Here is a 13,337-nt window from a genome sequence, read left to right on the forward strand (position 1 = left end):
ATTATTGTCTCCTTAGATTTAGAAAATATATTTGAGAAGAATTGGATTTCCTTACAATTTGCATACTAACGGTAGTGAGCGTGAATTTAAAAAATGAGAGGACGTGAACAAATGGCAAAGGTAATAAAAACGTTCATTTTTATATGTCTTCTTTTAATGGTTTGGTCACCATCGAACTATGCACTCGAACAGAAACTGGAGCTAACGCAAGAATTAGAGCAACTGATTCAACAAGACGAAGTTCTGGATGGTGGTCTTGCAAGTATTAGTATCCGAAAAGCAACTACTGGGGAACTTATATATGATTATTTTGGGGATACAAGGTTAAGGCCAGCTTCTAACATGAAATTACTAACGGCGGCAGCCGCTTTATCGACCTTAGGAGAAAATTATACATTTCAAACCGACCTTCTTACAAATGGGAATATCCTTTGGAAAATGGTAACCGGAAACATATATATAAAGGGTAAAGGCGATCCGACTCTTCTGAAGGAAAATATTGATGAACTAATTGAAAAACTAAAGAATAAAGGGGTCACGCTTATTCGTGGTGATTTAATAGGAGATGATAACTGGTTCGATGATATTCGTTATTCAGTTGATCTACCATGGAGTGATGAAACCACTTATTATGGTGCAGCCATTTCAGCTTTAACAGCTTCTCCAAATAAAGATTATGATGCAGGTACTGTAATCATAGAAGTAGCTCCAGGTGACATAATAGGAGAACCAGGAAGCATTTCACTCACTCCTCATACAACTTATGTAGATATCATTAACAACACAATAACAGTCTCAGAAAATCAACTAGCGAATGTGTCGGTTACTCGGAAACATGGCAGCAATGAAGTTCAAATTGAAGGACAGGTTCCTCTCCATTGTGATTATCCAAAGAAATGGGTTGCAATATGGGAACCAACAGATTTTGTCTTGCACTTAACAAAAGAATCATTAAAAGAACATGGGATTACACTCCTTGGTACGATCAAAAGGGGGAAAACACCTGAAGAGGCAACACCATTAGCATCGCATGAATCGATTGCCCTAAGGAAATTATTGATTCCATTTATGAAAAACAGCAATAACGGTCATGCTGAAACATTAATTAAGGAAATGGGTAAAGTGAGAAAGGGAGTAGGAAGCTTTGAGAAAGGTATTGAAGTGCTACAAAGTGAAATGAAAAATTTTAATGTGAATTCTAATACGTTAAAAATAAGAGATGGTTCAGGGATCTCACATGTCAATTTAATTCCAGCTAATGAAATTAGCCAATTGTTATTTTCAATTCAAGCTGAACCGTGGTTCCCATCATTTTTTCGTGCATTGCCGACTGTCGGCGGGCAAGACAGTTTAGATAAGGGTACATTGAAATCACGTATGAGTAATTCAAAAGCAGTTGGAAAAGTGAAAGCGAAAACAGGCACATTAAATACAGTAAGTTCTTTATCCGGCTATGTTGAAACTTCAACTGGAGAAATGCTCATCTTTTCCATATTACTTAATAACGTTCTTGACGAAAAAAAAGCGAAGGAATTAGAAGATGAAATTGTCATCAAGCTAGCTAGTTGGGGATCGAGTTAGCGAATATGATTGAACAGATGAGGAAATATAGTAGAAAGAATATAGGAGGATCTTATGAACCAACAACCTTTAACGTACTATGAAAAACTTGAAAATACTTATGTACTTATGGAAACACGCAACATGCTACAAATTAAATTAGAGCAATTAAAAGCGACGAATGAGTCAACAAAATTAATCGAAGAAGACCTTCAGAAAATTGAAAAAGAAATTGAAGAATATACTGAAGGAGCGCCAGTTAACGAAAGCGATCTCATAACAAGCTCCTTATTTAATCCTGCCATTTTTGAAGAAGAAAACTAAATACAAAAGAGAGAAAGTGAAAGGCCACTCCGTTGGGGTAGACTGATTCACGAAAAAATAAACGATAGCAAGGTGTCCAAATAATGAAAAAAATCATCATCCTGTTTTTCCTATTTAGTTTCTTGTGCCCCTTTGTAGCATCAGCAAATCATCAAGAGGACCAAGTATTATTAGTAGTTAAATCTTCAAGTCATTCCTTGTTTCAGACAACTTTACAAGTGTCATCAGATAAGGTTGCACAAGCTCTGTTACACGCACAGTTGGTCGGGCCGACGTTAGACGTACCTATGACTACCTCCTATGTACTCCTAAAGGATAAGGGGATTGTCCGGATTTTTGCAATGGATTCAAATGCTGAACTATATGATGTGAAAGAAAAACAAAGGGTGGTTGTACCTTCAGCTATTAGAGATAAATTAATGAGTTATTTTGAAGAAATACAAGATCATCACTTTGGAAAGCTCTACTCATGGAAAGAAGTTGACCAACTCATACCTCGTTACACAAGCTTTATGATTACAGATCTAGAATCAGGTCTAAACTTCGAAGCTCAAAGAAGAGCAGGGAGTAGTCATGCTGATGTTCAACCGTTAACAGAAAAAGATACGAAAATAATGAAAGAAATATATGATGGCAAATGGAGCTGGAAGCGAAGGGCAATTTTAATTCACCATAATGATGAGAAAATCGCTGCATCAATGCATGGGATGCCACATGGTGGTGGAGCACTAGCAAATGGGTTTCCAGGTCACTTTTGCATTCATTTTAAAGATAGTGTAACGCATGCTTCAAAAAGTCTTGACTTAGCTCATCAAATTATGGTTTATAAAGCTGGTGGTTTATTGACTTCTTTTGTACAACAATTATCTCCAAAGGAAATCATTGAATTATTCTTTATCGCTTTAAATCAACAAGACCTTGATTTGTTAAACCTGATTTACCATGATAAGAACGGAGAGTCTATTGATTTGATTAATGAGGTAGAATCAATAAGGGTCGTGCATAAAAAGAATCGTCCTTCAATTGAGGGACCTTACCTTTATGAGATTCCACTGACGTTTCTTATAACAAAAAAAGGAGAGAGAGAGGTTGGAGCGTTCTATACCTTTCGTGTGAAAAGAGAGTCTCCCACAAGCAATTGGAAGCTTGAACAAGTTCCTGTTGACATATTAATTAAATAAACATTAAGGGTCTGACTTTAACTAGTGCATGCATTTACGGCTAATTCTTTTTAGGAATAGCTGTCCTTTAAGCACTAGAGGTCAGACCCGCTTTATTTGGAGTCGGAATTTCTTTCTATATTTATTTCTATAGGTAGTTTATTCGGAGCACGGGGGATGTTTTTTTGATTGTAATTAATCGCATCAGACGAGAGGATTAAGACGATCAGTTGTCCACCATAAATTTTAGATTGAATTAAAATAGGTTGATTTAATTTATTTCGAAAGGCAAAATCAGGCCCATACCAACTAACAGTAGCATCACGCCCGCGAGGGACATAAGGAACTCGTCTACTGTGAGAATAACGTTGAACAATTTCCAAGCCAGCATGGTCTACTGCATTATAAAGTGTAGAGGATACTTGACAGATGCCTCCTCCAATTCCTTCTGATAATTCACCTTTGACAATAACAGGAGCAAGTAAATATCCTCTTTCCTTCGTTCTCTTTCCAACAATTTCATTAAATGAAAAGAGTTCTCCAGGAAAAACAACCTGGTTATTAATGGCCTCAGATGCAAGGGAGATATTGTGAGAGCGTTGCTTATTGCGGCTATTAAAATAAGTCACATATTGTCCAATTCGTTTAATGCGGATATCCGATAAAAGTTCACTATCAACTCGAGGGTGCAAGGTTAACCTTGGCACTTCAATTTGACTATGTCCTCGTCCAAAATAATAACGATAAAATGAATGTTTGAATTTTTGATGATCAAGTCTATATCCGACTTGTTCAGGAACAATACTTCCATATTTATCTATTTTAGCATTCACAGGCGGTTGATAGGTTTTTTGATCAATCTGCTGGAGAAAGTAATTGAATTTATTTATATCAATTACTTCTTTACCTAGTAAGGTTTCCATAAATTCCGACCGATGAGCACTTACAAGAGTTTTACCGTCTTGGATGACAGTGAAATCATCAGCTATATCTGTTAATGGAATGAAGAGCATGAGAAATGTTAATGCAATTTGTACCATGAGTGTATGACCTCCCTTTATTATTATGAGTAAGGAGGGAGCCTTTCATGTGAAAAAGTATAATCAAGAGAAATGAAAAAAGATCCAGTAAAAAAACTGAATCTATATCCGACGGTTACCACCTTTTTTTCACCCAATTTTCAATTTTTCGTTTGAAGACGATTTGGATCGGTTCATGTTCTTGTCCTATTGGTTTTACTAATGCAGTTTTAATGCCGACACGTTTCCCACACCAAATATCAGTAAATAATTGATCTCCTAAAAAGAGACTTGTTTCTTCTTTTGCATTGATAGCACGCATATGTTTTTTTACTTCACCTGCAGTTGGTTTCTTACAATGTCCAAAGCCGATAATTGTAAATGGATCACAAAAGCGATCAACACGTTCTTGACTATTATTGGATGCAATGACTAATTGAACGTTGTGCTCTTTTAGCATATTAATCCAATTACGTAACTCGTCACCAGCAGGAAGATCGTGACTAGCAAGAGTACTATCTAAATCAGAAAAAATCGTTTGAATGTTATTTCTTTCTAGCCATTCTACAGTAATATCTGAGAAATGATGAAGTTCAAAGTCGGGCTTAAAATATCTCATATTGTTTTTTCACTGCCTTTGTTGTTTAAATGTTTTTGTTTTCGTACATTATTTTAACAAAAAAACCATCTGAATGTTTACAAAATACATAAATGTGGTATAACATTTTATGCAGTTAAGGCATTTTATCTTACAGCATGGAGGTTGTTATAATGGCAAAAGTAGCATTTCTATTAGCAAATGGATTTGAAGACTCTGAAATGAAAAACCCTTATGAAGCAGTAAGAGAAGCAGGTCATGAAACAACAATTATTGGGTTAGAGAAAAATGTTGAATGTAAAGGGAAAACGGGAACCGTGTATACGTCAGAACTAGCTGCTACGGATGTGAAGGCAACCGATTTTGATGCGGTAATTATTCCAGGCGGTGGAGCACCAGAAGCTTTAAGAGTAAATGACGACATTGTTCGTTTTGTAAGAGAAGTAAATGCACAAAGCAAACTTATAGCTGGCATTTGTCATGGACCTCAAGTAATGATAAGTGCAAATGTATTGGATGGAAAACAAGCTACTTGTTATATTGGTATTAGAGACGATGTGAAATTAGCTGGTGCTGACTTTAAGGATGAGGAAGTTGTCGTAAGTGAAAACATAATAACTTCTCGTACTCCTAAGGATGAGCCAGCGTTCATCCGAGAAATATTAGTAAAGCTCTCATAATAGGAGTGAAGAAAAATCAAATTCAAAGGGGCAGGGAGTCTAAAATCCTTGCCCTTATCAATTTTGCAATACATCGTCCGAAGATCATTTTTATATCAGTGAGAATTGTGAAGCAAGCTGTTTCTAGTGTTGACAAGAGAGTTGATTAATTATATAATTACCTCGAATTCGAGATACATGTCAAAGGAAGGATTAGATGAAACAAAACGAAGCGTTCGATCAAGATCAATCGTTGAAATTGTTTGTTGTCATGACGCGTGCGATACAAGCGATTACGAAACGAGTGGAAGAAGACATTAAAAGTTATGGCCTTAATCCGACAGAATTCGGAGTCCTGGAGCTACTTTATAGTAAAGGAAATCAGCCAATTCAAAAAATCGGTGAAAAAGTATTACTTGCAAGTAGCAGTATTACGTATGTCGTTGATAAATTAGAAAAAAAACAATTGCTAGAAAGAAAGCCTTGTCCAAAGGATCGTCGTGTAACGTACGCAGCTATAACAGAGGTAGGCGACCGTTTAATGGATGAAATTTTCCCTAAGCATAGAGAAGCAATCCAGGAAATCTTTGGAGGTCTTGAACAAGGTGAGAAAGAGGTTATGATATCACAGCTAAAAAAATTAGGCTTTTATGCAGAAGAGCGCTAATTTTTTTAAAAGAATATATCTCCAATTAAGAATAAATGAATTGATAATAAGTGAGCACTGACAGGAGGAGTTTCTTTGAAGTCAATTAATCCAAATAATTTAGCTGAACGTGATAATTATAAATTCCTAACAGGAAGTATTATCCCTAGACCAGTAGCATTTGTTACAACGCTCTCTAAGGAGGGTGTTCTAAATGCTGCACCCTTTAGTTATTTTAATGTTGTCTCAACCAATCCTCCGATGATCTCCATTTCAGTGCAGAGAAAAAATGGGGAAATGAAAGATACATCAAGAAATGCGATTTCACTGAAGGAATTTGTCGTTCATGTTTCAGATGTATCATATATTCACCAACTAAATATGACAGCTAAGAATCTACCATCAAACGAAAGTGAAGTTGAAGATGCTAATTTAACTGTAATAGATAGTTTGAAAATAAGTGTGCCGGGTATTAAAGAAGCAAGGGTGCGAATGGAATGTGTACTTGAAGAGGTGATTTCACTTGGTGGCACAAAAGAACGACCAACTTGTGAATTATTAATTGGCCGAGTTGTCATGTATCATATTTGTAATGAATTGTATGAGAATGGAAAAATTGATGCAAAAGGGTTGCAGCCAGTGGCTCGATTAGCAGGAAATTCGTATGCGAAATTAGGTGAGCTGTTTGAATTGGAACGACCTACTTAAGGAAAAGTGAAATTCTAAAAGCTTTTCACGAATTATATCTTGAATTCGTAATATATAAATTTGAGATTGTGTGAAATTCTAGACATTCCGGAACGAGTGTTACAGTAGTCAAGATGGAAAAATGCAAGAGGATGTAAAAGAAGCAGCAAAATACCAAGCTAAGCGTACGATTAAAGTTGCTTATTGGATTAAAAAAGAGATAAATAAGCGAGTAAATCTCTCGCGATTCTCCATTAAATTAGCGTGGAGCTTTTTTTGTAAAAGCATTAATAGGCAACAATACTCTGAATATGTAGAATTATGCGCTTGCCCAGGAAAGCTAAGATTTTTATAGTAGAGTTCTAAGTGGAAATTAATCAAACGTTTGTTTAATTTTTATTTTAAGAAAATATGGAGATATGTAGATGAAGCCCAAATGGAGAAATAACAATTGTGAGCAGATATTTTGCCTTTGTTTGAGGAAATAACTATAGTGTAATTGAACTTCAAGAAAAAATGTAGGAGGAATTTTGTTGATAGTAATCCATGCTCATATTCATGTGAAACATGAAAAACGTGATTTGTTTCTGGAAAAAGTACAGAGTTTAATTCAACATTCCAAACAAGAGGACGGAAATACAATGTATCATCTATATGAAGATACAAACGATAAATCAAAATTTATTATGGTAGAAGAGTGGAAGGATGAAGCTGCTGTATTACTTCATAATGGAACCGATCATTTCAAACAGTTTGGCGAACAAGCTGGAGAATGCTTTGCTACACCTCCGCGAGTCGAACAGTTTGCCGTATCAAAGAAGTACTAGAAAGGAAGAGGCCTTATGTCAACATTATTAGATCCATTTAAATTAAAAGAATTAAATCTGAAAAATAGAATTGTGATGCCGCCTATGTGTCAATACTCTGTAAAAGCTAAAGATGGAAAACCGAATGATTGGCATTTCATTCATTATACAAGTCGTGCAATCGGAGGAACAGGATTAATTATTATGGAAATGACTGATGTAGACCCAGATGGAAGAATATCTGATTATGATTTAGGGATGTGGTCAGATGATCATATTCCTTCTTTTGAACGAATCATTAAGTCTTGTCAAAGTTATGGAGCAAAAGTTGGAATTCAAATCGCTCATGCTGGTCGCAAAGCGGAAGATGCCGATGTTCCTGTATCTTCTACATCTGTCGCATTTTCCGATCAATACAACTCTCCAAAAGAATTAACAACAAAAGAAGTAGAAGAAATGGTTACGAAATTTGAATTAGCATTTAAGAGAGCTGTCGCGGCTGGTGTTGATACAATTGAAATACACGGAGCTCACGGTTATTTAATTCATCAATTTCAATCTCCTTTGACTAATAAACGAGAAGATAAATACGGTCAAGATAAGAGTTTATTTGGCAGGGAGGTTATACAAGCAGCTCGTCGAGTAATGCCGGAATCAATGCCACTGATCTTAAGGATCTCAGCTACTGAGTATGCAGAGGAAGGGTATGATGTGAACTATGCGATAGAACTAGCGAAAAAGTACAAAGAAGCTGGTGTTGATATATTCCATATTTCTTCTGGTGGAGAAAGCAATAACGGACCAGATTTTTCAGGACCAGGGTATCAAGTAGATTTAGCTACATCAGTTAAGCTGGCATTGGATGTCCCTGTGATTGCAGTAGGAAGAATGGAAGAACCATCGTTTAGTGATGAAGTAGTACGTGCAGGCAAAGCAGATCTTGTTGCAGTTGGTAGAGGAATGTTACGGAATCCGTTTTGGGCAAATGAAGCATCAATTGCATTAGGAGGAGAGATTCTCACTCCTAATGCTCTAAGAGCTGGATTTAGCATTTAACACATCCTTAAAACAGAGACCTGTTTGATAAGGATCCACTGCATAAGATGAAATTAAAGGCCACAGAAAAAGGTAAAAAGCAACCTTTTTCTGTGGCCTCTTTGATAACAGGTCTTTGATTTTTAAGAAGGGTTATGATCACTTTCTTCATAGGCGATAAGAACAACATCTTTGGCAGTAGCACTTCTAATATCCTCTTCTAATGATGTAACACGCTCTAATAGTTCAGGACTGAGATCTGCAGCAGTATATCGATCAAATTCAAATCGGTTTTTTCCTTCCAAATTAGAACCTCCTTTTAAAAGTAATAAAAAAACTATGCTTTTAATTTCTCTTAAAGAATAAAGTTATATACAAAAAGTGAAGACAATAATGCAAAAGCCTTTTTATAAATAAGCTTTCATTTTCGAGATGACTTATTTTTTAATAAGGAAAATTGTTAGTATCGTCATAGTCTAGGATAGGGATGTGAATGATATAAGAAAATACCGTTAAAATTAAGGTGAGATGACCAATGAAGATATTATGTATAGATGGCGGGGGAATTCGAGGTGTATTTGCCGTTGCCATTTTACAAGCATTAGAAGAAGAGTTAAACAGACCAATCAGTGAGCTTTTTGACATCGTTGCTGGAACTAGCACAGGCTCTATCATTGCGACATCAGTCATTTTAAAAAATGAGATGACATCTGTACTCGATAACTACAAGGAATTTAGCAAGAAAATCTTTATACGTCAGGCTAAAATAGGTTTATTTAAAAGCGTCTATAGCGACCGCTATTTACGTCGCTTTTTCCAAAATACGTTTGGTGATTTGACACTAGCTGATATAGAAAAACCGTTATTAATTCCCGCTGTAGATGTGACTCATGGAAAGCCATATGTTTACAGGTCAAACTATGGACACCCTGATAGCGATGATTTATCGATTAAACTATGGGATGCTGTTTTATCTTCTTGTTCAGCACCTGTTTATTTTCCCCCAAATAACATCAAGAATAGGTATTTATCTGTTGATGGCGGATTGTGGGCGAATAACCCTTCATTGGTTTGCGTCACAGAGGCGATGGATTTCTTTCAGAAAAGCATTGAAGACATTCAAATATTATCCCTAGGTACAGGGGCGCAAGACATTGAATACAAAATGGAAGATGATAAATATTGGGGAATTAAAAATTGGCTGCCATTTCGCTTCATGTCGATGAAAGTACAACCGAAACTACTTGATTTAGCGCTTGATTTATCTTCGGAATCCATTTCATATCATTGTCAAATCCTATTAGGTGAAAAATATTTTCGATTAAATGAGAAGCTTGGGAGTGAAGTTCCATTTGATGAAGTGAAGTTCATGGACGAGCTTATAGAATTAGGAAGAAATATTTTCTTAGAAAAGAAAGATGAAGTAAAGAGATTTTTAAATGCTAAGTAAGATTGAGTCATTAGTAGAGTACACCAGGCTTTACCTGATGTACTCTTGATGTCCTATAGCGAATAACAATTTTAATAAAAGTATGGGAAGAATAAACTTCTTAATAGATAGAACGGGAATCTCTGACGTCTGAATCGGCGGAATCGTCTTGGATAACCATATCCGTAAGGCGGATAGCCGCCATAGCCACCATACCCAACGTCAAAACCGTATCGTTGATCATTGTTGCGTTGTTCAGTGTCTCCATCAGGGATCAGCATGTTAACACCATTTTGATCTACGCTATCAATAATTCCGTCATGAACTTGCCCGTCAGTTGTTTCAAACTGCATTAAATGATTATAATATTGTTGACATAAGTCGTGCATTTGCTGTTGCTGATATGCTGGATCCATTGCCCCTGGTTGTGTTTGCTGTTGTTGGAGTGTAGGATCCATTGCTCCCGGTTGCATTTGCTGTGGACCAAATTGATTCATAGGGTAATTGTGCATCTTTATCTCCTCCTTTTATAACCACATGGTATTCACCCATTGGGTGTTTGTGACACAAAAGAAAGAATTTTTTTGAATATATAAGAGAAAAGGATGTTTGAAAGTCCAATCCTCGGGATAATAGAGACATCTTTTATGGTTGTATTAAGGTTTCAATACAACTTTAATACAATGATCTTTATGATCATTAAATTCTTTGTACGCTTGACTTGCATCTTCAAGAGCTACTTTATGGGTAATAATTTCTCTTGGATCATATTCATTATTGATTATTTGTTTATATAATTTTGGCATAATCGGAATTACAGGTGCTTGGCCCATTTTTAATGTGATATTTCTTGAGAAAAATGCACCTAATGGAAACAAATTGTAATTGCTCCCATACACGCCTGTAAGTTGAACAGTCCCCGCTTTTCTTACCGCTTTTGTGGCAATCTGTATTGGACCAAGCGTCCCCCCTTGAAGCTTTAATTTTTGCTCGATAAGCTCAAGAGGTGACTTTTTCCCGTCCATTCCAACACAGTCAATGACCACATCGGCTCCACCTTGCGTGATTTCTTTTAGGTGTTCACCCATATCAGGAAACTCTGTAAAATCATAAATCTCAACGTTGTTTGTTTTTTTCGCATGCGCTAAGCGATAGTCTAAATAATCAATGGCAATAACTCGTTTGGCTCCTTTTCTCCATGCATATTTTTGTGTCATTAAACCGACAGGTCCAGAACCAAGGACAATAACAGTATCTCCTTCTTTGACACCAGCATGTTCGACACTCCAATAGGCTGTTGGCAATACATCCGATAAAAACAGAAGTGATTCATCTTCTAGTTCACAAGACTCAGGGATAACAAAGGGAGTATAATTACCAAATGGAACCTTTAAATACTCAGCTTGACCTCCAGGATGATTGCCGAATTTTTCAGTATAACCAAAATAGCCTCCTGAATCGTAGTGAGGATTGGAATTGTCACATTGACTTGTTAGATCACGTTCACAATAAATACAATGACCACAAGCAACATTGAATGGAATTACAACTCGGTCGCCTTTTTTGACTTTTGTCACGTCAGGACCAACTTCCTCGACAATCCCCATCGGTTCATGACCAATGCTATAGCCTTTTGGTAAAGGCATGTTTCCTTGATACAAATGCAAATCAGATCCACATATAGCAGTGGATGTTATTTTCACGATTACATCATCATTCTTTTTTATTTCTGCATCTTTTACGTTAGTAACTTCCACATGATTTGGTCCTTGATACGTAACAGCTTTCATTATTTCACTCCATTCATATCTTTCTTCTAAATAGAATCAGTTACCCTAGTATTTACTAAAGGCACTTCAGCTATCAGTTAATTATTTACATCATGTAAAAACGATGTTCATAAGTTGTTTTAGAATGTCAAAGATGGGTAACATAATAATATGAGCAGGATACGATACGATAATTGAAAAATAAGGGGGACCTTATGATAACGCCAGAGCAACGTATTACACTACATGAATTTAATAACTTAACGAAATCATTAAGTTTTAATATGTATGATGTTTGTTACACGAAAACAAAAGAAGAACGTGATGCTTATCTGCATTATATTGATGAACAATATAATGCAGATCGGTTAACAAACATATTAAAAAATGTAACCGAGATAATAGGGGCACATGTGTTAAATGTGGCAAAACAAGATTTCGTCCCACAAGGAGCAAGTGTTACTTTGTTAGTGTCAGAAGGTCCCGTTGTGGAAGTGCCGACAGAATCATACGATGAATCACCTGGTCCACTGCCAGAGGCGGTTGTTTTGTCATTGGAGAAAAGCCATATTACGGTGCATACGTACCCTGAATATCATCCGGTAGAAGGCATTAGTACATTTAGAGCGGATATCGATGTATCGACCTGTGGAGAAATTTCTCCATTAAAAGCATTAAATTATTTAATCCATTCTTTCGAAACAGATATAATGACAATGGACTACCGAGTTCGAGGCTTTACTAGGGATATAGAAGGGCAAAAGTTATTTATTGATCATGAAATTAATTCAATCCAAAATTACATACCGGATGAAGTGAAAAAGTTATATGACATGATTGATGTAAATATCTATCAAGAAAACATTTTTCATACGAAATGCAAGCTAAAAGACTTTGATTTAGATAACTATTTATTTGGTACTACAAAAGTAAATTTACATCCAGGAGAAGCAGAAGAAATTGCTGCTAAGCTCACTACTGAGATGGATGAGATTTTTTATGGTAAGAATATACAATGATAATTATTGGCCACCAGTAAAAATGAGCTGGTGGTCATTTCTGAATCTTGAGGAATAACAATTGCGAGAAAACTAGAAATTATCCACTTTCAAGACAAAAGTAACTGTTCTGTGAAAGGCATCATTTTGAGACTTTAATATTTACAGTTGTTTTGCAAATAATAAATTACATCATACACATAAGGAGTTGGAATCATGTCAAAAGATCATTGCGAGCCACTTGAACATCTTTTGAGTAAAAGCGAAGAGAGAACAGAATTTGCAGAAGAGATTTCAGACGGTGGAGAAAGAACAATCATTGCAGAAAATCAACAAGAAAAAACAATCAAACGTAAGCGAATTAGAACAGGATGAGTAACATACTACTGATTTTTGCTTAACCCTTTTTACGTTAATTGCTTGTATTTACCGTTCCAGAGTTGTTCAATATACCTTATTAACAGTAAAATAGGTAGGCCTTTGCCTTAGAGGGCACAGGTCTACCTATTTTATAAATTGTAACCACCTGTTCTGAGGTCTTTTTAAAAATTTTTGTATTATTCTAACATTTTGAATCAATTTCATAATTGCCTAATTTAAAAATTCAAAGACAGGCAGAATTTTTAAATCCGTTTTTTTCAGACTTT

The 13,337-nt window shown here is 35.9% G+C and carries 16 protein-coding genes; 11 read left to right on the top strand and 5 right to left on the bottom strand.

What is annotated here, in order from left to right; translation table 11 throughout:
- Positions 1-111 precede the first annotated feature (111 nt).
- The 3 genes from dacB to SLH51_RS19895 all read left to right on the top strand — a co-directional run bounded on the left by dacB (position 112) and on the right by SLH51_RS19895 (position 3,065).
- The gene (gene dacB / locus SLH51_RS19885; RefSeq protein WP_335963258.1) at positions 112-1,581 is read left to right on the top strand and encodes a D-alanyl-D-alanine carboxypeptidase/D-alanyl-D-alanine endopeptidase; all 1,470 of its coding nucleotides are present in this window, start codon (positions 112-114) and stop codon (positions 1,579-1,581) included.
- Positions 1,582-1,635: 54 nt separating this feature from the next.
- Positions 1,636-1,884 (top strand): hypothetical protein, encoded by a 249-nt coding sequence (locus tag SLH51_RS19890; RefSeq protein ID WP_335963260.1) that lies wholly within the window; start codon positions 1,636-1,638, stop codon positions 1,882-1,884.
- Positions 1,885-1,967: 83 nt separating this feature from the next.
- Positions 1,968-3,065, top strand: a complete 1,098-nt coding sequence (locus SLH51_RS19895; RefSeq protein WP_335963262.1) for a hypothetical protein — start codon at positions 1,968-1,970, stop codon at positions 3,063-3,065.
- Positions 3,066-3,157: 92 nt separating this feature from the next.
- Here the strand turns inward: SLH51_RS19895 and SLH51_RS19900 are convergent, their stop codons facing one another.
- Together SLH51_RS19900 and SLH51_RS19905 are read right to left on the bottom strand one after the other, a co-directional pair.
- Positions 3,158-4,084: a VanW family protein gene (locus tag SLH51_RS19900; protein ID WP_335963264.1), complete on the bottom strand. Its 927-nt coding sequence runs from the start codon at positions 4,082-4,084 to the stop codon at positions 3,158-3,160.
- Between the two features lie 115 nt (positions 4,085-4,199).
- On the bottom strand, positions 4,200-4,682 hold the full coding sequence (locus SLH51_RS19905; RefSeq protein WP_335963265.1) for a YqeG family HAD IIIA-type phosphatase: 483 nt from the start codon (positions 4,680-4,682) through the stop codon (positions 4,200-4,202).
- Positions 4,683-4,834: 152 nt separating this feature from the next.
- Here SLH51_RS19905 and SLH51_RS19910 point away from each other — a divergent pair, with 152 nt between their 5' ends.
- The 5 genes from SLH51_RS19910 to SLH51_RS19935 all read left to right on the top strand — a co-directional run bounded on the left by SLH51_RS19910 (position 4,835) and on the right by SLH51_RS19935 (position 8,515).
- Complete coding sequence (locus SLH51_RS19910) at positions 4,835-5,341, top strand: type 1 glutamine amidotransferase domain-containing protein (RefSeq protein ID WP_335963266.1); 507 nt, start codon at positions 4,835-4,837, stop codon at positions 5,339-5,341.
- 196 nt (positions 5,342-5,537) lie between these two features.
- A complete protein-coding gene (locus tag SLH51_RS19915) occupies positions 5,538-5,987 on the top strand; it encodes a MarR family winged helix-turn-helix transcriptional regulator (RefSeq protein WP_335963268.1) in 450 nt (149 codons plus the stop codon).
- A gap of 75 nt (positions 5,988-6,062) precedes the next feature.
- Complete coding sequence (locus SLH51_RS19920; protein WP_335963269.1) at positions 6,063-6,674, top strand: flavin reductase family protein; 612 nt, start codon at positions 6,063-6,065, stop codon at positions 6,672-6,674.
- Between the two features lie 512 nt (positions 6,675-7,186).
- The gene (locus SLH51_RS19930) at positions 7,187-7,480 is read left to right on the top strand and encodes a putative quinol monooxygenase (protein ID WP_335963271.1); all 294 of its coding nucleotides are present in this window, start codon (positions 7,187-7,189) and stop codon (positions 7,478-7,480) included.
- Between the two features lie 15 nt (positions 7,481-7,495).
- Positions 7,496-8,515 carry an NADH:flavin oxidoreductase/NADH oxidase gene (locus tag SLH51_RS19935; protein WP_335963273.1) on the top strand — a complete coding sequence of 340 codons (1,020 nt, stop codon included), beginning with the start codon at positions 7,496-7,498 and terminating at the stop codon, positions 8,513-8,515.
- A 122-nt stretch (positions 8,516-8,637) separates the two neighbouring features.
- On the opposite strand, the gene SLH51_RS19940 is transcribed toward SLH51_RS19935, so the two are convergent.
- A complete protein-coding gene (locus tag SLH51_RS19940; RefSeq protein ID WP_335963274.1) occupies positions 8,638-8,799 on the bottom strand; it encodes a hypothetical protein in 162 nt (53 codons plus the stop codon).
- A gap of 230 nt (positions 8,800-9,029) precedes the next feature.
- Between SLH51_RS19940 and SLH51_RS19945 the strand changes: the two genes are divergently transcribed.
- Complete coding sequence (locus tag SLH51_RS19945; RefSeq protein ID WP_335963275.1) at positions 9,030-9,944, top strand: CBASS cGAMP-activated phospholipase; 915 nt, start codon at positions 9,030-9,032, stop codon at positions 9,942-9,944.
- A gap of 71 nt (positions 9,945-10,015) precedes the next feature.
- Here SLH51_RS19945 and SLH51_RS19950 read toward each other — a convergent pair whose 3' ends face one another.
- Together SLH51_RS19950 and SLH51_RS19955 are read right to left on the bottom strand one after the other, a co-directional pair.
- Positions 10,016-10,435 carry a hypothetical protein gene (locus SLH51_RS19950; RefSeq protein WP_335963277.1) on the bottom strand — a complete coding sequence of 140 codons (420 nt, stop codon included), beginning with the start codon at positions 10,433-10,435 and terminating at the stop codon, positions 10,016-10,018.
- A 144-nt stretch (positions 10,436-10,579) separates the two neighbouring features.
- Positions 10,580-11,713 carry a zinc-dependent alcohol dehydrogenase gene (locus SLH51_RS19955; protein WP_335963278.1) on the bottom strand — a complete coding sequence of 378 codons (1,134 nt, stop codon included), beginning with the start codon at positions 11,711-11,713 and terminating at the stop codon, positions 10,580-10,582.
- Between the two features lie 194 nt (positions 11,714-11,907).
- On the opposite strand from SLH51_RS19955, the gene speD reads away from it, so the two are divergent.
- Positions 11,908-12,711, top strand: coding sequence for an adenosylmethionine decarboxylase (gene speD, locus SLH51_RS19960; RefSeq protein ID WP_335963279.1), 804 nt, complete (start codon positions 11,908-11,910; stop codon positions 12,709-12,711).
- Between the two features lie 195 nt (positions 12,712-12,906).
- Complete coding sequence (locus SLH51_RS19965) at positions 12,907-13,065, top strand: hypothetical protein (RefSeq protein ID WP_335963280.1); 159 nt, start codon at positions 12,907-12,909, stop codon at positions 13,063-13,065.
- Positions 13,066-13,337 lie beyond the last annotated feature (272 nt).

Origin of the sequence: Halalkalibacter kiskunsagensis (genome assembly GCF_037027555.1) — a bacterium.
GTDB classification, from domain to species: domain Bacteria; phylum Bacillota; class Bacilli; order Bacillales; family Bacillaceae_D; genus Halalkalibacter; species Halalkalibacter kiskunsagensis.

Excerpts from the sequence above, each read along its gene's own strand:
- SLH51_RS19935 (WP_335963273.1), top strand. The coding sequence starts at position 7,496 with ATGTCAACATTATTAGATCCATTTAAATTAAAAGAATTAAATCTGAAA.
- SLH51_RS19945 (WP_335963275.1), top strand. The coding sequence starts at position 9,030 with ATGAAGATATTATGTATAGATGGCGGGGGAATTCGAGGTGTATTTGCC.
- SLH51_RS19955 (WP_335963278.1), bottom strand. The coding sequence starts at position 11,713 with ATGAAAGCTGTTACGTATCAAGGACCAAATCATGTGGAAGTTACTAAC.
- SLH51_RS19915 (WP_335963268.1), top strand. The coding sequence starts at position 5,538 with ATGAAACAAAACGAAGCGTTCGATCAAGATCAATCGTTGAAATTGTTT.
- dacB (WP_335963258.1), top strand. The coding sequence starts at position 112 with ATGGCAAAGGTAATAAAAACGTTCATTTTTATATGTCTTCTTTTAATG.
- SLH51_RS19950 (WP_335963277.1), bottom strand. The coding sequence starts at position 10,435 with ATGCACAATTACCCTATGAATCAATTTGGTCCACAGCAAATGCAACCG.
- SLH51_RS19890 (WP_335963260.1), top strand. The coding sequence starts at position 1,636 with ATGAACCAACAACCTTTAACGTACTATGAAAAACTTGAAAATACTTAT.
- SLH51_RS19900 (WP_335963264.1), bottom strand. The coding sequence starts at position 4,084 with ATGGTACAAATTGCATTAACATTTCTCATGCTCTTCATTCCATTAACA.
- SLH51_RS19910 (WP_335963266.1), top strand. The coding sequence starts at position 4,835 with ATGGCAAAAGTAGCATTTCTATTAGCAAATGGATTTGAAGACTCTGAA.
- SLH51_RS19965 (WP_335963280.1), top strand. The coding sequence starts at position 12,907 with ATGTCAAAAGATCATTGCGAGCCACTTGAACATCTTTTGAGTAAAAGC.
- SLH51_RS19895 (WP_335963262.1), top strand. The coding sequence starts at position 1,968 with ATGAAAAAAATCATCATCCTGTTTTTCCTATTTAGTTTCTTGTGCCCC.
- SLH51_RS19905 (WP_335963265.1), bottom strand. The coding sequence starts at position 4,682 with ATGAGATATTTTAAGCCCGACTTTGAACTTCATCATTTCTCAGATATT.
- speD (WP_335963279.1), top strand. The coding sequence starts at position 11,908 with ATGATAACGCCAGAGCAACGTATTACACTACATGAATTTAATAACTTA.